General features: G+C 47.2%; 14 protein-coding genes. 10 read left to right on the top strand and 4 right to left on the bottom strand.

Annotated features, from left to right (window positions below; all coding sequences use genetic code 11):
* Positions 1–3 precede the first annotated feature (3 nt).
* Both AACQ84_RS15560 and AACQ84_RS15555 read left to right on the top strand, forming a co-directional pair.
* A complete protein-coding gene (locus AACQ84_RS15560; protein ID WP_012305491.1) occupies positions 4–828 on the top strand; it encodes an ABC transporter ATP-binding protein in 825 nt (274 codons plus the stop codon).
* A gap of 30 nt (positions 829–858) precedes the next feature.
* Complete coding sequence (locus AACQ84_RS15555) at positions 859–1452, top strand: exopolysaccharide biosynthesis protein (RefSeq protein WP_012305490.1); 594 nt, start codon at positions 859–861, stop codon at positions 1450–1452.
* A gap of 20 nt (positions 1453–1472) precedes the next feature.
* Here AACQ84_RS15555 and AACQ84_RS15550 read toward each other — a convergent pair whose 3' ends face one another.
* Positions 1473–4397, bottom strand: a complete 2925-nt coding sequence (locus tag AACQ84_RS15550; protein ID WP_012305489.1) for a cation-translocating P-type ATPase — start codon at positions 4395–4397, stop codon at positions 1473–1475.
* A 598-nt stretch (positions 4398–4995) separates the two neighbouring features.
* On the opposite strand from AACQ84_RS15550, the gene AACQ84_RS15545 reads away from it, so the two are divergent.
* From AACQ84_RS15545 to AACQ84_RS15510, 8 genes are all read left to right on the top strand, one after another.
* A complete protein-coding gene (locus tag AACQ84_RS15545; RefSeq protein ID WP_012305488.1) occupies positions 4996–6726 on the top strand; it encodes an iron uptake porin in 1731 nt (576 codons plus the stop codon).
* Between the two features lie 133 nt (positions 6727–6859).
* Positions 6860–7492, top strand: a complete 633-nt coding sequence (locus tag AACQ84_RS15540) for a hypothetical protein (protein WP_012305487.1) — start codon at positions 6860–6862, stop codon at positions 7490–7492.
* A gap of 901 nt (positions 7493–8393) precedes the next feature.
* Positions 8394–8678, top strand: coding sequence for a DUF427 domain-containing protein (locus tag AACQ84_RS15535; RefSeq protein WP_012305486.1), 285 nt, complete (start codon positions 8394–8396; stop codon positions 8676–8678).
* 75 nt (positions 8679–8753) lie between these two features.
* Positions 8754–11537 carry an NACHT domain-containing protein gene (locus tag AACQ84_RS15530; protein WP_012305485.1) on the top strand — a complete coding sequence of 928 codons (2784 nt, stop codon included), beginning with the start codon at positions 8754–8756 and terminating at the stop codon, positions 11535–11537.
* 365 nt (positions 11538–11902) lie between these two features.
* Complete coding sequence (locus tag AACQ84_RS15525) at positions 11903–12931, top strand: helix-turn-helix transcriptional regulator (protein ID WP_012305484.1); 1029 nt, start codon at positions 11903–11905, stop codon at positions 12929–12931.
* Positions 12932–13032: 101 nt separating this feature from the next.
* On the top strand, positions 13033–15531 hold the full coding sequence (locus AACQ84_RS15520) for a TonB-dependent receptor domain-containing protein (protein ID WP_012305483.1): 2499 nt from the start codon (positions 13033–13035) through the stop codon (positions 15529–15531).
* A gap of 248 nt (positions 15532–15779) precedes the next feature.
* Positions 15780–16526: an iron-siderophore ABC transporter substrate-binding protein gene (locus tag AACQ84_RS15515; RefSeq protein WP_049761789.1), complete on the top strand. Its 747-nt coding sequence runs from the start codon at positions 15780–15782 to the stop codon at positions 16524–16526.
* 170 nt (positions 16527–16696) lie between these two features.
* Positions 16697–17224 carry a 2'-5' RNA ligase family protein gene (locus AACQ84_RS15510; RefSeq protein WP_012305480.1) on the top strand — a complete coding sequence of 176 codons (528 nt, stop codon included), beginning with the start codon at positions 16697–16699 and terminating at the stop codon, positions 17222–17224.
* On the opposite strand, the gene AACQ84_RS15505 is transcribed toward AACQ84_RS15510, so the two are convergent.
* The 3 genes from AACQ84_RS15505 to AACQ84_RS15495 form a co-directional block, all read right to left on the bottom strand.
* The gene (locus AACQ84_RS15505) at positions 17221–17796 is read right to left on the bottom strand and encodes a nucleoside deaminase (protein ID WP_012305481.1); all 576 of its coding nucleotides are present in this window, start codon (positions 17794–17796) and stop codon (positions 17221–17223) included. The two genes, AACQ84_RS15510 and AACQ84_RS15505, sit on opposite strands and share 4 nt — an antisense overlap.
* Positions 17797–17893: 97 nt before the next feature.
* Positions 17894–18649: a ParB/RepB/Spo0J family partition protein gene (locus AACQ84_RS15500; protein ID WP_012305479.1), complete on the bottom strand. Its 756-nt coding sequence runs from the start codon at positions 18647–18649 to the stop codon at positions 17894–17896.
* Positions 18649–19236, bottom strand: a 588-nt coding sequence (locus AACQ84_RS15495) for a ParA family protein (protein ID WP_012305478.1), incomplete at its 5' end; no start/stop codon positions are given. The genes AACQ84_RS15500 and AACQ84_RS15495, both read right to left, overlap by 1 nt.

The raw sequence follows: 19236 nt of genomic DNA, 5'->3' as shown, positions 1-19236 counted from the left end.
TCTATGACTAGACCCCAATCTTTCCCCTCCCCTGCCGCCATGGAATCTCCCAACGATACTTTTTTAGCCATTGAGCATATTCACAAACAATATCCCAAGGCCGATGGAAGCCAGTTTGTTGTCCTCGAAGATATCAATCTCACCATTGGCGCCCAGGAATATGTGTCTGTGATTGGCCATTCTGGTTGCGGTAAATCGACCCTGCTGCGGATCGTTGCGGGTTTAGAAAAACCCAGCGCCGGCCATGTCACCCTAGAGGGGAAACTGATTCGCCGCCCCGGTGCTGACCGGATGATGGTTTTCCAAGGCTACGCGCTCTTACCCTGGTTAACGGTTCGGGACAATATCCGCCTAGCCGTGGATGAAGTTCACAAGCATCTTTCTAAAGGCGATCGCCGCCACCTTGTTAACGAACATATCCACATGGTCAATCTCACCGCCGCCGCCGACAAATATCCCCACGAACTTTCCGGTGGCATGAAACAGCGGGTAGGGGTTGCGAGAGCCTTGGCGACTCGGCCAAAAATGCTCCTCCTCGATGAACCCTTTGGTGCCCTCGATGCCCTGACCCGACCGAAACTGCAAACCCAAGTCCTCGATATTTGGGAAAACCACCGTCAAGCCGTGATGATGATTACCCATGACGTTGACGAAGCCCTGTTTATGTCTGACAAAATCGTGATGTTGACCAATGGCCCCCAGGCTACAATTGGGCAAGTTTTAACGGTGGATCTCCCTCGACCCCGACATATCCACGAACTACGGGAAACCCAAAAATACTATGATTTGCGCAATGAGGCCCTGGATTTTCTCGAACGCTATCAGTAAATAAGCCGTTTTTTGGCTCGCCCAGTCAGCATGAAAAAACTTTCTGAAAAACTACACCACTATTTTTTTGAGGAGGAACGTCCGGAAAAGGTGAGCCTGGCCAATGTTTTTGCCCTCACCGAGGAAAGATTATTTGGTTTTCCCCTGGCGCTCATTGCTTTTTTGAGTATTTTTGCGATCCCCGGCACTTCCTTTATTTTTGGCATGGCGATGCTGTCGATCACCCTGCAACTATGTCTGGGGCAGTCTAAACCTTGGGTGCCCCGCAAAGTTCTCCAAACGTCTTTTTCCCTACCGCAAATTCAGCGGTTTATGGGTTATCTGATTCCCTGGTTAAAAAGGGTCGAGAAAATCACGAAACCCCGTCTGACACCCATTTGTCACAGTCTGCCGGGACGAATTATTTTGGGAATTATTTTGTCGGCCATGGCCTTATTGGTGGTTTTACCGATTCCTGGGGCGAATACGGTGCCGGCGATCGCCATTTTTTTTGCGGCCCTCGGCCTCCAGGAAGATGATGGGGTTTTAAGCTTGCTCGGCATGGCGATCGCCTTGGTTTTTCTTGGGGTGATCATTGGCCTGCTGTGGACGGGGAGCAATCTTTTTCAAGTCATTTTTCGATAAAATTGCACCCGGCATCAGCATCAACGTGGGGTAAAAAATACTTTGCGTAGCTCATCGATACCCAAGATTAGCGGCGGGCAAATAATTAACAAAAGCCACTGCCAAGGGGCCAGAGGCGCGGTCTGGAAAATATTCTGAAAAAACGCACTTTTGGTAATCATAATCACCAACATCCACTCAGTAGCAATACCTACCCAAATTAATGGATTGGAAAAAAATCCCAGGCGAAAAATCGAGATATTTTCAGAACGACAGGCAAAGACATTACCATCTTGGCAGGCGACAATCACGGCAAGGGTCATAGTGGTGGCTTGGGCATAGATGGCAGTGGTAGCCGCATCAGCGCTGTGCTGCAAAAGGTTAGGGGTAATGGCCTGGAGATCAGCCAGACTATAGCCATAGCTCCACCAGACAATGAAAAAGCCAATCATACCTAAAGCAGCTTCAATGAGGCCCAAAAAACAGTAGGCACGAAAAAAGAGCGATCGCCCCAGGAGATTTTGGGATTTCTTACGGGGGGGTTGGGTCATAATGCCCACTTCTGCTGCTTCGGTGCCCAATGCCAAAGCCGGGATCATATCCGTGCCCAAATCCACCGCTAAAATTTGCATAATGACCAAAGCTGGGGGAATTTTGAGGGCAACCATCAACAGAAAGGGCACCACCTCCGCCACATTAGAAGCCAAGATATAGGTGATAAATTTGCGGATATTTTGGTAAACGGCGCGCCCCTGTTCTACAGCGCTAATGATCGTCGCAAAGTTGTCATCGGTGAGGACAATATCCGCCGCTTCCCTGGCGACATCGGTGCCATTTAAGCCCATGGCAATACCAATGTGGGCCGCCCGTAAAGCCGGAGCATCATTCACCCCATCCCCCGTCACTGCCACCACTTCCCCAATATCTTTGTAGGCTTGCACGAGACGTAATTTTTGTTCGGGAGACATCCGCGCAAACACGAGGCCCGAACGATATTTCAGGATTTGCCGCAGTTGAGCATCAGACAGATGGCCCATGCCTTCTCCGGTGGCAACCCGGACTTGCTGATTGACAATGCCAATTTGTTGGGCGATCGCCTGGGCCGTGAGGCCATAGTCCCCCGTCACCATCGTCACCTTAATGCCAGCGGTATGACATTGGGCGATCGCCTGCTTCACCTCCGGCCGGGGCGGATCAAACATCGCAATTAAACCAATAAAAATCAAATCCCGCTCAAGATCCTGGGCGCGCAGATTAACCAAATCCCGTTGCCCTCGTCGCGCCGCCACCCCCAACACCCGAAACCCCTGGGCTGCAAGGCGATCATTGGCTTGTACCACTTCTTCCCACTGTTCATGGCCCAAAGTTTGGATCGCCCCATTGCGCAACACCGCCTGACAATGGCGCAACACCTCCAGCGGTGCCCCTTTTGTAAAGGCCATACAGGGCAGTTCGCTCTGCCAAATATCTGACTCCTGCCAATCTAAGACCACAGTCATCAGTCGCCGGCGAGAATCAAAGGGAATCTCCCGTAACCGGGGATATTGTTGTTGTAAGTGTTCAATATTTAAGCCGGCCTTAACCGCGACAACAATCAGCGCAGCTTCGGTGGGATCGCCAATTTCCTGCCAGCGGCTCGGTGTGTCGAGGTGGACGAGCTGGGCATTAGAACAAAGGGCAGCCCCCGTCAATAGCAGGTCAATTTTCCAGCGGGCGGTGAAGTCTCCGGCTAAATTCACGGTGCCCGATCCAGGGTCATAACCGGCACCAGTGACTTCAATTAAAAAGGGTTGAATTTCTCCGGGTTGGCCGTGATTAGGGGTTTGTAAAGGCGGTTGAACAGGCAATTCTGCTTCGGTTAACCAGGGCAACCAGAGGTAATGGACGGTCATTTCATTTTTCGTGAGGGTGCCCGTTTTATCCGTGCAGATCACCGTGGTGGCGCTGAGGGTTTCCACCGCAGAAAGACGGCGAACAAGGGCATTTTTGCGCACCATCCGCCGGACACCCATGGCAAGGGCGAGGGTAACAGTCGGCAGCAATCCTTCTGGCACCAGGGCAACGATAATGCCAATGGCAAAGACGAAACTTTCCCGCAGTTCCATCCCCACTAAAAATTCCGTCAACAGAAAAACAATCACGCCCATCGTCAAGGCGATCGCCGTAATAACGCGGACAATCTTACCCACCTGAATTTCGAGGCTACTGGGTTCCCGTTTCACATTGGTTGTTAGATGAGCCACATGACCAAATTCCGTTTGGGCACCAGTGCCATAGACCACCGCCACCCCCCGCCCCGACGAAACTGTCGCCCCCGCCAAGAGTAAATTGGCAATTTCTGCAGGATTTGTTTTTTCTCGGGTGGGTTGTTCTCCCCGGCGGAGGGGCTGGCCATCACGCACGGACGCCGTTTCTCGCACCCGTACCGGATAGGCATTCCGCGCCACAGGCAAAGATTCCCCCGTCATCACCGAAAGATCAAGATATAAACTTTCTGAAGCGACCAACCGCGCATCCGCAGAGAGGCGATCGCCTTCTTCCAGTTGCATCACATCCCCCGGTACCAGTTCCACCGCCGGAATCGATTGGAGCGCACCATCTCGGTACACTTTCACCTGTGCGGGCAACACCTTTTTCAAAGCTGCTAGGGATTTTTCTGCCTGGAATTCCTGCCAAAAGCTAAAAATGCCATTCACCCAGATCACAGCCCAAATCGCCCAACCCAGTTCCGGCGTCCCCGATACAAATGCCAAAATTCCCGCCACCCAGAGTAACAGGGCCATAAAGTGAGTGACTTGATCTAAAAAACGCAACCATAGGGGCCGTTGGGGCGGTTCCGGTAGCGCATTTGGCCCAAATTTTTCTAAACGTTGCTGCGCTGCCTGGGCCGATAAGCCGTCAGGTTGAGATTCCAGGACAGCATAAACATCTTCCGGAGCAAACGTCCAAATATGGCTTGATTCCATTACTGCGACCCACCAGAAAACACAATTAATTTGATGCTGTCACAACCCATGCTAAAACAAACATCTTCCTCCGTAAGCATCAACGATTCTTTACATCATCATCCATCGGCGCGACTTGCTCACATCGCAGCATTAAGATTGCAGTTGCCATAGCCACAATCCCAGAAAAAATTCACGATCCAGTACCCGAAAGCCTTTTTTTAAACCAATTTTAGATAAGTTTTAGTTATTTTTTTATCCAAAAAGACTTAAGTCCAGCTTATTTACATGTCATGGCCTTAGGACTATATTAAATCTCACATCCATAGTCGAAAGACTATCAACAGGCCAAGTTTAAGGGCAATGTCCTTGAGGATTCTGCCCTTTCTCTCAGTTTTTCATCATTGATTCTTCGATCAATTGAGTACAGCACCTAGTTAAAGCAAACACAAATATATGAATCAATACAGTCATCGTAAATTTTTGATCACCACTGGCGTGGCAGCGGGCAGCTTATCCATATTTTCTTTGTAGTAATTAGAGTTTTAGCACAGAAACAATTGGAACTTTCTTGGGCATTTTAAACAATTTTATATTTATCGAGGAGGAATCTACTGTTATGAGACAACAGCAACTTTTTTGGCTGACTACTTTGATCGTTGGGGGCAATATTTTTCAGGCTGCTACGCCACTACAGGCCCAGGAAATTAATTTGACAACATCGCTGAGTTCACCAACACTACAGGATTCTCGCTATCTAGCCTCGGCCTCCATGGGACAAATGGCCTCAGTATCTAGATTACGGGACGTGAAGCCGACGGATTGGGCTTATGAAGCACTACAAAGTCTGGTGGAACGGTATGGTTGCATTGTTGGTTATCCAGATCAAACATTCCGCGGCGATCGCCCCCTGAGCCGTTATGAATTTGCCGCCGGACTAAATGCTTGCCTCAATGCCCTAGAACGGCAGATCCAAGGCAATAATGCCGATGTATCCTCCAGCGATCTTGCAACCCTCCGGCGATTGACCAACGAGTTTCAGGCGGAATTAGCCACCCTCGGCACAAGGGTTGATGATCTCGAAGCCCGCACCAGTGAACTCGAAAACCAACAATTTTCAACGACCACAAAACTGAATGGAGAAGCTATTTTCTCTATCAGTGGGGCAACGGGTGGTGAACCAGAGGGCAACGATGCTCAGATTACCTTCAATAATCGTCTGCGGCTGAATTTGACCACCAGTTTTACCGGAAAAGATGCCCTGATTACTGGCTTACAAGCCTACAATTTTTCGGCGGGTAAATCTATTACAGGTACAGGTAACGTTGCCGAAACTCTCTTTCCCAATGATGCCTCTATCCTTGGGGATAGCATGACTAACCTCGCCTGGGAACCACAATTTGCTGGTTTGAATCCACAAAATCTACAACCTAGTTGCGGTAACAATAGCCTTTGTCTGTACAAGTTGCTCTATGTTAGACCGATCACAGATAAATTAACGGCATTTATTGGCCCGAAGGCGGAAGTTACCGATGCCTTTCCGGCGATTCTTCCCTTTGCTAGTGAAGGCCAGGGAGCACTTTCTCGCTTTGCAACTTTGAATCCAGTATTGCGGATGTCTGGGGGAACCAGTGGTACAGGACTCGCTTCCGCAGCTGGCTTTATCTATAAACCCAATGATGTCATCGATTGGCGGGCACTCTATGGGTCAGTGAATGCGGCAATCCCTGGTAATGAAGGTTTTCCGGGGACGCCGTTGGGGGCTGGCTTGTTCAATGGCAGTTTTATCGCCGCAACACAATTGACGCTTCATCCTAATGACAAGCTTGATCTAGGTCTGAACTATGCCTACAGCTACCACCAGATCAATATTGCGGGTACGGGTTTAACAGGAGCTGAGACGCGTATTCTTGGCGATCTACCACTGACCACCCCAGTACGATTTAACTCCTTTGGGGCAACAGTAAACTGGCGCGTCAGTCCAAAAGTTAACCTGACAGGTTATGGGGCATACATCATGACAGATCAAGCGAATAGTGGCTCTGCCTATACAAATCTAAGCAGTTGGATGGCGGGTCTGTATTTTCCAGATGCATTCGCGAAGGGCAATGCGGCAGGGATTTTGTTTGGTCAACCACTTTATCGGGTAGATGCGGGTAATGGGGCGAGTTTAAGTCCAGCAAACATTGGCGATCGCCAAACCCCCTACCAACTGGAAGCCTTTTATCGCCATCAAATCAATGATCACATCAGCATTACGCCGGGGGCATTTGTGATTTTCAATCCAGAAGGAGATGCCCAAAATGAAACAACCAGCGTTTTTGCGTTGCGTACGACTTATACCTTCTAGAACTAACTGATCACCATTTTACTTAGTAGAAACTTATGAGTGTTTTTGTTGCGGCTGATAGTATTGATAAAGTATTTCCGTTGTCGGGGGTGGTGAATATATTACCCTTTAATATTTTTTACCTTCATAAATCATGTTCAAAACTTTAATCAAAAATAGTGCGGCGATCGCGTTTGTACTTTTAGGTTCCATAGCCGTTATTCCTGGGGCAAGTTCCCAAATTAGTGCTACTCCCTTATTACAAGCCGAAGATTTCCAGGGTTTGGTTTATTACCAAGACCCAAATACGAGGGGAATGCCCATTAATCGCCCTGGTATTTTCATCGGTCTGCCTCAGCAAGGGAGCAATCAAGGGGGTTGGTTGTTGGATATTCCGAGTAATGATGTGTTTGCGCCTAGTTCTTTGGGTGTCAATATTTTTCAATTTGAGCAGCAATATTTTTTATTCTTTGATTCAATCTCTAATTTTGACGATGGCAGAGCTTACAATCGCATCTTAGATGCCGTAGAGATACCCGCTGATGCAGTCTTACTACGTTGTTCAGAGAGTATTAATGAAACATCAGAAATTATTGCGTTTTTAAATGCAGAAGAAAGGGCAATTATTGAAGCCCAATCTCCCAATGCAATGGATGGAATTCTCGCTGAATTGCAAAACCCGACAATGCTTTACTCAGTTGATTCTCGCCGTTTGTCCATTGAGGCTATTCCTGGAGAGGGTTTTACGTGTAGAAGTTTTTCTCTTATCTATACAACTCTTGAATAATTAATTCTTTTCTCTCACTTCAAAAAACCTCCTTGTTCTAAACATTGGAAAAAATTTTCTAGAAATTTAAACCAAAACTCCCCTCAATCTCCGGTAGCTTGGGGCATTTCAGCATCACTGTAGCTACTTTGAAGGCGATCGCCACCCTAAAAAACAGCATTATCATAAGTTTAGCTTATATTTTTCCTCGGAATACTAAGGCTGAACCTGTTTACATTTCATTGAATAATAGCTATACTAAATCTTAAGTTCATAGTTTAAATACTATTGTCAAACTTATATCACCAACCCTAAAGGCAAAGTTCTATGGGGTTTTGCCTTTTACCTCAAAATTCCCTTGTCCTCTAACATCTCAGTCAATTACAGCATTACAAAAAGAAACTATGTACCAATACAAACATTCTGATTTTTTGCTTATTGCGACCCTTGACTGAATGCCCAACTACGCCCCCGATGCTCGCCACAGTTACCTGACCCATGACAACCGGGTGTCGTCCATAGTTTTTTACAAGTTTCCTCCATCAAGCTATATTCGTCCCGATCTAGGCAATTGGGGCGAATTTTTTTTGCGCTTAAGGCAGAATCCAAAGGCAAATAATAGCAGTTCATCTATTTTATTACGTGGGTTCTTTGCACTGTAGCAACCTAAAATATAGTGTTTGATTTTATAAATTCCAATAATATTGTGACTGTTCATTTAATTTTTTGAATTCGTCACTAAGCTGACTATCCCTAGAATAATTTCTGACAGAATTAATCCTGATTAAAGCTTGGAGATCAGGCCCACAATTCAAAGCAATTTGTGAAGCTTAATTGACTCCGGTTTTCACCACAGCAGATAGGCAGGTGCGTTAAACTCTAAACGTAATAATTTTACGGCAAAAATTAGGAGATTATATCGATGGCCCAGGCAATTTGGAATGGTGCAGTGGTGGCAGAAAGCGATCGCTGTGAAGTGGTAGAAGGAAATTATTATTTCCCCCCCGATGCCATTAAAACGGAATATTTTAAGCCGAGTAAAACCCACACTACCTGTTCGTGGAAGGGTCAGGCCAGCTATTACACCCTGTCCGTAGCCGGGGAAGAAAATAAAGATGCGGCTTGGTATTACCCAGAACCCAAGGAAAAAGCCGCGAATATTAAAGGTTATGTGGCGTTTTGGCGCGGCGTTAAAGTCGAATCTTAGGATTTGAAGGGTTAAGGCGATCGCCAATGGGTTGTGGTTGTTTTGGTAGGTGATCCTTATGGGACACTAGAGGGTATGCCAAAGCAAAGTTACGGAAAAATTCCCCAGGGGCGATCGCAAACGCTACTGTTTGGCTTGCTTGATTTTGCGAATGATGCCCTCGATGCAGATGAACTCCAACTAGACCGACTACGGACAACGGTAAAAGTCCATTGGCAGGCCCCCAGGCGACTGGTGGTGCAGACAAAATTACGCCATTTGCAAGCTTTAACAGAACTCATTGATGCTCCCCTAACCGTACCTCAACTGAAAACGGCCCTTAGGGATTTAGAAAGTTTTTTGGGGATTTTAGAGGATCACCGCACCACGATCCGGGGGTCTGATACTTGGCATTTTTCCTTAAATTTCTGGGGCGATCGCTGGGCACGGGCAGAAAATATACAACAGTTTAATCACACTTGGGCCGCGCGTCGCTTGGGGATATCCGAGAAGAAGCAAAATAATTTTCAGGAGAATTCTCAAACGGATCATGACCCAACTCACCCGGACTGGCAAAGCCTGTGTCGGCAAGCGCTGGATACCCACTTAACCAGTAATCCCCTAACGGCGGGGGATGGCATGGCCTTTGAATTAGCGGATTTGTACGTGCCCTTGGGGGTGACTGCCACCCATGCAGAGGAAGATTCTCCCAGCGATGATCCCCAGGATTTTTTGGCGCAATATCGCCATCTCTCCCATAATCGACTGGCGATCATTGGGGAGCCAGGGGCCGGAAAAACGACTTTTTTGCAACAGTTGGCCCTGGCTTTGTCGGCAACCGAAGATCTTCCTGTTTGGATCCCCCTGGCCGATGTGGGGGGGCGATCGCTAGAAAATTATTTGCTTGAAGTTTGGCTAAAGCAGCTTTTTAAGCAATTTACCATCGCGCCAAAAATCCAGACTGAATTTGCTGAACTGATTCAAAACAAACGGGTCTGGTTATTTTTAGATGCCCTTGATGAAATGGGAGATAATCTCAGCCAAGCGTCATTCAAACTCGACCGGGAACTCCAGGGCTGGTTAGGCAATGCTTCCGTCGTTTTGAGTTGTCGCAGTGCGGTGTGGGACACAGGGAAAAATGCCCTCACTGATTTTGTGATCCACCGTTGCCAAGGCTTTAGTGATGATGCCCAGCGTAAACAAGTGCAATGCTTTATCCAAAAATGGTTTCAAGGACAACCTCAACTCGGCGATCGCCTCTATGGTGAACTAAACCGCAGTATCCACAGTCGCATCCGTGGGGTTGCGCGCCAGCCGCTGTATTTGACGTTACTGTGTCGCACCTGGCAGCTCACCCAAGGCAAATTACCGGGGACAAAAGCCATTTTGTATCGCCAGTTTGTGGAAGCTTTCTATGACTGGAAACAAGATACTTTTCCCACGACCCAAACCCAACGCCAGCAACTGAATCAAATTTTGGGGCAGTGCGCTCTCAAGGTGCTCCAAAAAAATCCCGCAAAAGCCCGGTTTCGTCAGGCTGAAATTCAACCGTTTTTCGATGCCGTTGATCCTGATTTTTTTACCCTCGCGCTCCAATTGGGATGGTTAAAGCGGGTCAGTCGCTCTGCAACAACGGGGGAAAATGTCTACGCTTTCCATCATTTAACGTTTCAAGAATACTTTGCGGCAACGGCGATCGCCCACTGGGAGATTTTTATCGACGAAGGCGGCGAATATCCGATATTTTCGTTGGGTTGGCAGGAAACGATTTTGCTATGGCTGGGACGCGAAGAAATTGCCGCAGGCGAAAAAGAAAATTTTCTGCAAGCGCTTTTACACTGGCAAGACCATTGTGGTGGTTTCTACGAAGTACGCGCCACCTGTTTTGTTGGCAAAGCTTTAGCCGAATTCCCGGAATTTTCCCAAGGGCAAGCAGTGATCGATCAACTGGTGCAATGGCGCTTTGTCACCGCCCAGAGACAACCCAAGTTACCATCGCCCCTAGTTGAAGAGGCAGGCATTGCGCTCTCCAGAAGCGATCGCCAGCGGGTGGTGACTACCCTCGAGCAATTTTTAGCGACCCATCCCGATGCCTTTGACCGTTGGTTAGCGGCCCATAGCCTCGGCAAAAACCATGATTTCGGCAATCCAACGGCGATCGCCAACCTCGAAGATCTGCTGACAGAAACCGCAGATCCGAATTTTCAACTTAATCTCTGCCGCAGTTTAGGGGCCATCGCTCCCGATAATGCCCTCGTCATTGCCAGTCTTACCCGCCTGTTGGCAGCGGATCAAAAAGCAACTATCCGTCGTAAAGCCGCCCTGCGTCTCGGTAAACTCCAGCCCCATCATCCCCAGGCGATCGCCACTTTGTTAGAGCTTGCGGCAACGTCTCCCCAGGCGATCGCCACCCTCCAGGAAATTTGTCCGGATCATCCTTTGGTGCAAACAGATACTGTTAGTCAAACTCGGCCCACCCGACGGCGCACCGCAAAGCGGATCTCGGAGAGATCGCCCCGTGAACAGGCCCTAGCTAGCCAAAGTCTTTTAAAAAAATTAAGCCTAGAAAGCAACCTCGATCAACGCACAAGGCTAGTTGCCCGTCTCAGTAGTTATCTGCCTGACCATCCAGAGATTATTCCCAATCTACTCACAGCTCTCCGTCAGGCTCGCCGAAAAAGTACCCTCAAGTTGGCCGTTGACACCCTCGGTCAATTAATTGAGACGAAACAATTACCCCTAGTTTTGCCCCAGGTGAAACACATTTATCAGACGGTCACCCCCCATTCTCCCAATCGGCGCTACTGTTATAAATTGCTCTGGGACTGGTCAAAAACTTTGCCTTACGAAGTCTTTCAACGGGCTTGGTCGTCTTTTTAAATTTATCCCGGCGATCGCCTTCACCTCAAGGGGTGATTTTGAAACACAGTAGATAATTTTCTAATCGATCAATCACTTTATGGGCAAACATCTTTTTGCAAAAAATATCTACCGTCCGTAAAATTATAAAATTTTCCGTTGAGAACCTATTTGCAAACAACTTAAAACCAACAAAATTATTTTGTTGGGATCAATTTTCCATAATGGCAATAGTTTCAAAATGACCCATGGACGCTAAGATTTCCCCACATTAAAGCGTTTGTTTCAATGAAAAATACCATAACAATGAACATTAAGTTCGTCAATTACAGTATGATGCTAATAATTCTCATTTACTCCCCTACTAATTAGCTTCTACACCGACGATGACTATTACGCTGTCCACAAATGATCTGTATCAAATTTGGAATGATAGCTTAGAAACAGGGACAATTGTTCAATATTCCGATGCACTAGCTACCTTCACTGAATTTCCGAAACAATTAGGAAAAGGCTATTGGCGTGATATTCAGTTACGTTCGGGTATTAATTTATTGATTCAAGACTACACTTGCCATGACTCAATCATTGAATATGGACAAACTGAAGCGTCACCGCACTTTGTCTCTAGCTTTTACTTAGCAGGTAATTATCAATCAATTGTGCCGGGTATGAGCAATCATCGTCATTTGAATATTAAGTCAAATCAAATGTTTTTGATGGCAGATACCAAAGAAATTGATGAAATCCCAGGCCAGGAACAAATTATTTCGATCAAATTGCAAATTGAGCCCTGCTTCCTTCAGAGTTTTAGCAATCAGCCAACATACCAATTACCTTCGCCGCTTCAAAGATGGATCGATCAAAAAACAGTAGCGCCATTTCTTACCACAGGCATTACAACTTCTAATATGCAAGTCATCCTCAAACAGATCTTGAGTTGTCCTTACCAAGGATTGATGGCCCAGATGTACTTAGAGAGTAAAGTCTTAGAATTATTTGTCCTTCAATTGGAGCAGTTCACAACTAAATCTACGGCTAACTGCCCCCCTTTACCCAGGGCAGATATTGATCGTATTCACCATGCCAAAGAAATTTTAATCAATAATTTTGATAATCCGCCTTCTCTACTAGATCTGGCTCGACAGGTGGGTTTAAACGATCACAAACTAAAGCGAGGCTTTCGTCACTGTTTTGGGACAACTGTATTTGGATATTTGCGTACCTATCGCATGGAACAAGCAAAACAATTAATTGCCGAATCACATTTGACTCTAGCAGGGGTAGCCCAATCCATCGGTTACAACAGCCCCAGTCGATTTTGTGATGCTTTTAAACGGCAATTTGGCATGACGCCCAGAGCCTATCAAAAACAACTCCATGGATATAAAACGGATCCCTCCGGGGCAAAATAAACTCCGTTTCGGGCAAAAAAGAATCTGCTAAATCCTTTACTATCCAAAGCCTATACCCAGGTATTTGAGAATTATTTTTAGTAAAGTAGATGGTGTGAGACATGAAGCAACAAGCACGCGATTCTTTTGCCCTGGCGGTGGGAAGTATGATGCCAGTATTAATTGCCACCCAGCCCGCCCAGGCACAAACATCAGCCATTACAGGCATTGAAATTATTGAAACATTGACAGGGGCTGAAGTATTTTTACAGACGACGACGGCTCAATTATTGGAGATATCGACAACTCAATCAGACAATACCCTGATCACTGAGGTTACCAATGCCCAATTGCGTTTGCCAGAAGGGCAGCCTCTGCAATCCACTAGCTTTAGCAACACAATCGAAAGTGTAGAAGTCCTTCAGGCCACAGAAAATAGCGTCCAAATTCAGATCACAGGCATGGATGCATTGCCGGAAATCAGCACAGATTTAACGATAGACGGTTTGTTTCTCCGGGCACAAGGCTCTGAGTCTAATTGGGTAACGGACGATGGAACGGAAACCCTTGAGTTGGTGGTTACGGCAACTCGTACACCAGAAGATCCAGAGGATATTTCCCGCTCTGTCACAATTATTACACGTGACCAAATTGCCACCCAAGCTGCCCTCAATCAAAATTTAGGTGATATTTTAGGGCAGCTAGTACCGGGTTTTGGCCCCACCTCAGACCGGGCGTTTACGGCTGCATCTTTGCGGGGTCGTACAGCTTCAATCTTGGTAGATGGCGTTCCTCTCAATGTGAATAACCGTGATTTTGACCGGGAATTAAAAACGATTGCCCCAAATGCTATTGAGCGGATTGAAGTGGTACGAGGCCCTTCTGCTCTCTATGGCGGTGAGGCGACTGGGGGCATTATCAATATTATTACCCGCAGGGCAGGGGAAGAGAGACTGGTCACGCAGGTTGAATTGGGTGTTGATGCTGCTCTAGGGAATTTTGAGGGGGAAAGCTTTGGTAATTTTCTTCGTTATGGCTTATCTGGCCAGGAAAACAATGTTGATTATTTAGTCGATTTATCCCGCACCAGTAGTGGAGCCATTTTTGATGCGGAAGGCGATCGCATCCCCGTCATCCAAGGGAACGATGAGAGTGAGACATTCAATATCTTAGGCAAAGTGGGGATTGCCCTCGGAGAACAACAACGGCTCCAGTTTTCGGCTAATCACTACAACAGTAAACGAACCACAGATGTCATTTCTGATCCCATCGTAGATGCGATACCCGGTGTCCAAAAAGCCCAAGCCCTAGAAGTCGGAGAACTCCAATTCCCCGCAGGAGGAGGCCCCCAAACGGATCGCAACACAGTTTTTAATGTGAGCTACAATCACGCAGATCTATGGGGTAGCAACGTTTCTGCCCAAGTCTATTATCGAGACAACCTGAGCCGCACTGATCCCCGTGACCGTCGCCCTCGTCCTTTTGGCATTTTTCAAGGGGAGCTCAATTCTGAAAATTGGGGCGGACGTCTTGGCGTACAAACTCCGCTGACACCCAAATTGAGCCTACTCTGGGGGGCAGACTACGATCAAGAAACCACCTCAAATACATTTAATCTTTTTGACCCCAATGCATTTGATGCTAGCAATGGCCAAGTTAATGTACTCACTGAACAACGCGCTTTAGTGCCTCCCTTTGATCTCAATAGCCTTGGCTTATTTACCCAGGTGCAATGGGAGGCAACAGAACGTTTACAACTGGTGGGAGGCATCCGCTACGAAAAGATCGATCTTGCGGTTGGAGATTACACAACGTTCTTCGGAGACTTTATCGAAGGAGGGCGTAAGGACTTTGACACTGTACTTTTCAACGCAGGTCTTGTTTATGATGCCAGTGATCATATCAATTTGTTTGCGAATTTTGCCCAGGGTTTTTCTGTACCTGATTTTGGCTTGGTTTTAGGCTTTCCAGACCCTGGATTTTCTGTGGCATCAGATGTGACAGTTAACCAACCGCAAAAAGTTGACGAGTTTGAACTTGGTATTCGGGGTAATTGGCGTAATATTCAAGCCTCTATTGCTGGTTTTTATAATCAATCAGATCTAGGCTCTACCTTTGAATTTAATCCGAGCACTGGATTTTTTGATATCTTACGGGCTCCTGAACGTGTTTATGGCATTGAAGCAACGGTCGATGCTCAGCTCAATGACACTTGGAACCTAGGGGGAACGATCAGTTGGTCAGAAGGCGAAGCAGATCTCGAAGACAATGGCACTTATCTTCCCTTGAGTAGCGCAAGAATCCAACCCTTAAAGCTGACGGCTTATGTAGAAAATGAAACACTGCCGGGTTGGACGAATCGTCTACAAGCGCTATATGTCGGCAGTCGAGACCGTGCTTTCCAAGAAGATATTGATCCTCGAGAGATTGATAGTTATTTTCTGGTGGATTGGCTCAGTAGTGTCAAGCTCGGTCAAGGTACTCTCCAGATTGGTGTTAAAAATCTGTTTGATACTTTGTATTTTCCGGCCTATGCCCAACGTAGTGCTGGTTTTTCTGACACCTTTAACAGCGCTGGCAGTGGTCGGACCCTCAGTCTTCGTTACTCTTTAACGTTTTAGAAACTATGGAATTTCTGTATAGAGCCTTCAAGCACCAATCAAAGTCCTATTACTGGCGCTTTTCTTTACTCTTATTTTTGAGTTGTAGCTTAGTTATAGGCTGTTATTCTGACGGGGTCACTAGGGTTGGAGAGACCCAGGAATGTCGTCCTATTGAACATGCTCTGGGAGAAACCTGCGTCCCCCTGGCACCTGAAAGAATTATTACTTTGAGCAATGCGGCTCTAGACAGTGTTCTTGTTTTGGAGATGCAACCTGTTGGGACGATTAGTAATACCCCTGAGCTTTTACGACAAAGGGTACAGGGGGCTGAAATTGTGGGTATGGAGGGATCTGCAAATCTTGAAAAAATATTGTCGTTGCAGCCAGATTTAATTTTAGGAGCCGCATACAGTGATGGGGCAATTTATGAACAATTGTCCCAAATTGCCCCTACGGTTTTGGAGGGAGCAGAAACCAATGGCGAATGGCAAGATATTTTGTTATTGAATGCTGAGGCTTTGGGGAAACAAGATCGCGCCCAAGCTCTCTTGGCAGAATATCAACGGCGCCTTGATCTTTTCCGGGAGAAAATGGGAGAACGACTGACGAATCTGGAAGTCTCGTTGGTTCGTATTTATCCTGATCGGATTAGTGTTTATCTCAAAAATTCCTTTGCGGGCACAATTTTACAAGATGCAGGTTTAGCACGTCCTGACTATCAAGATCGAGGTGTTTTTGGTGAACATCCCTTTCAAGAGGTGATCAGTAAAGAAGAGTTGCAACGGGCCGATGGGGATGTATTGTTTGTTTGGACGTTTGGCGCAACGCCAGAAATTAGTCGTTCGGCCCAAGCGGCTTTAGAAACGTTTAAGCAAGATCCTTTATGGTTACAACTCCAGGCTGTGCAGAACAATAAGGTTTATGAGATTGATGCCTATTGGAATGTCCCTAGTTTGATCGCCGCGAATGCTGTGGTGGATGATTTGTTTTATTATTTACTCGAACAAGAGTAGTGCAAGAAACTTGATTGTGTATTTTGCTATTCCGCTTGGCTAATCAGTAGGGTTCAAGATTTCTGTAAAGGTCTAGTACTCTTGACGCAGGTTTTGGGATTTGTTTTTTTTGATGGTTAATCCTAGGTAAGATTATCGGCACTGCCAATCGACAGTTATTTTTTGTAGCGTTGTCGTTACCGCCGGATCTCGGAGCGATCGCCTCTGGCTGGCAATACTATTGTGTTGAGCGATTCCAAACTAAAAAGGCTCTCAATTCGCCGCCCCACATCACCCTGCAACCGCCCTTTAAATTTCCAGTCGAAGACATTGATCACCTCGAAAACGTTCTCCAAATCTTTGCCCAGAACCAAATGAGTTTCCCGGTACAGTTGACGGGTTTTAATTGCTTTGCGCCGCGCGTGATCTATATCGATGTCCAACTGACTCCCCCACTCCGGGAATGCCAAGCTCAGTTAACAACGGCCTTGAGGACATGGTTAAATATTCAGGCGCAACGCGATGGCGATCGCCCTTTTTGTCCCCATGTAACCATCGCTTTTAAAGATTTAAGCCGCGCTAATTTTGACCGGGCCTGGGCCTTTTTTCGGGAGCGTCCTCTACACCATTGTTTTACCGCTGGGGGTTTGAGTTTGCTGCAACACAATGGCCGCCATTGGCAAGTCCGGGCAAATTTTCCGTTTCATACCCTGGCCTAGGTATTATAAATTGGCCCCTGTTGCGCTTGATAAAATTGTAAGACCTCTTGGGCAAAAGCCAGCTCCACTTCTGTTTTCACGATGATGCCGCGCTGTTCGAGGGCTATTTGCCAATTTGAGGGTTTTGGCCCTTCGTCGAAACCAATGGCCTCCGCATCAGCGCCCCTAGCCCCACTGACCACCCGCTTTAAGTTTGACCAATGGATTCCCCCCAAACACATTCCACAGGGTTCAGTACTAGCGATCAGTTCCAAGGCAGGCAAATTGGCAGTGCTGAGATTGTCTTGGTTAAATTTGTGTTGGGCGATCGCGATCGCCACCATCTCTGCGTGGAGAAAGAACAAATTTTCGCTGGTCACCAGGTTCACTCCCAGGGCGATCAGCTCCCCGGTTTCGATGTTAAAAATCCCGGCCCCAAAAGGCCCACCTGTTTTTTGAATAATATTTTCCCGGGCAGCCTCCACCACAAAGCGCATTTTTTGGCGATCGCCTGGAGTCGGTTGATATTGAGCGCTATATTCCTGCAGCCATTGGGGTAAACGAAAACAAATTTCTAGCGGTTGATAATACATTGGGTTTTTTACTCCATGTCTTGGGTTAATTTCATTGGGTCTTCGGAAAGTTAGGAAAAAAGGTAGGTGCGCACCTACCTTTTAAAACATACCTTTTTTAAGGATTCGACGGTGGTAGTTTGCGCAGTTCTCCGAGGAGTTTTTCCAATTGCCCTTGGACTGGCCCCAAGGTCGGATCCTCACTGTCTGCCAGTTGTTTTGACCATTTCTCGACGGTGGCGATCGCCGACTCCGGCGAAAAGGTAGGTGTACGCCTACCTTTTGGGGCAGAATCATTTAAAATGCGCTGAATCCGATCCTCAGAAAGCCGAAAAACCTTAGCCAGTTCCCGTTTCAAGGATTTTTCTCCCGTCTTGGGTCGGCCCCGTAAGCGTTTATAGCCAGCAGTTTCTAGCTTTTTTGCCGCCGCCCGAATTTCTGTCACCGTAAAATTTTTCCGTTGGGTATTTTCTTCGATTTCAATTTGCAGAGCATCCACAGCATCCGCCGCCGCGTCAATATCCACCACCCGCACCGGGATTCCTTCGGGAAATACACTCGCATATTGATCGGGGTGGGCCAGCTTAATCTGATAGAGGGCCTCCCGGCGATGTCCCCCAGCTAGCAGATGACCATGGCGATCCACCGTCAAAGGAGTAATTAAACCCAGCACCAGAATCGAATCGACCAATTCTTGGACGTGTTTATCATTGAGGGGACGGGCATCTCCCCCCGGACGATCCAAAATATCCTCAAACAACAGGAGCTTTAGATTTTGGTTAACTTCATTTTCATAGGCTTTTTCGGCGGTGAATTCTGCCGTCGCCCGTTGGTTGAGTCGATCAAGATTCAGGGTCGCTTTTTTACGGGCCATTAGTTTAAATACTCCTGGAGCCACAACCAATAATTTTTAATTTCCGTTGCTGCTTTGCCATCCGGATTCCATTCTGTAACAGCACGCCCCTCGGCAACAGAAGCAGGAAAATCGGCACGACTGCGAATCAATGGCCCGACAGGGTAGTAGACGGCGAGTCCCTCGATCAATTCCGTCAAATTGGCCTGGGGATGGGCTTGGTTAATGCAAAAAACGGCTTGGGCTTGGGCCGCCCGGATTGCCGCGAGGGTCGCTCCTAGGGCATCGAGTTCGAGTTGGCCAGGTCGTAACACCACCACACAGAGATCGGCAATTTGGGCAATTTCAATTAAACTTGCTTCGGCACTGGGTTGGGTATCCACAAACAGCCAATCGGTCTGACAACGCTTGAGGGAAACTTGGACGCGACCTGCGGGGACGGTATGAACTAACGGCGGATCATCGGCGCGGCGATCGCCCCAATCGGCACAACTCGCCTGGGGGTCGGTATCAATGATCGTTGATGGCCCAGCCACCACAGCCAAATTCATCGTTAATGTGGACTTGCCGACGCCCCCTTTTCGACTAACAATCGCAATTTTTTTCAT

Origin of the sequence: Picosynechococcus sp. PCC 7002 (genome assembly GCF_963860125.1) — a bacterium.
GTDB lineage: Bacteria > Cyanobacteriota > Cyanobacteriia > Cyanobacteriales > MRBY01 > MRBY01.
Note: the sequence above shows the minus strand (reverse complement) of the source record. Positions and strands in the feature narration are given on the sequence as shown.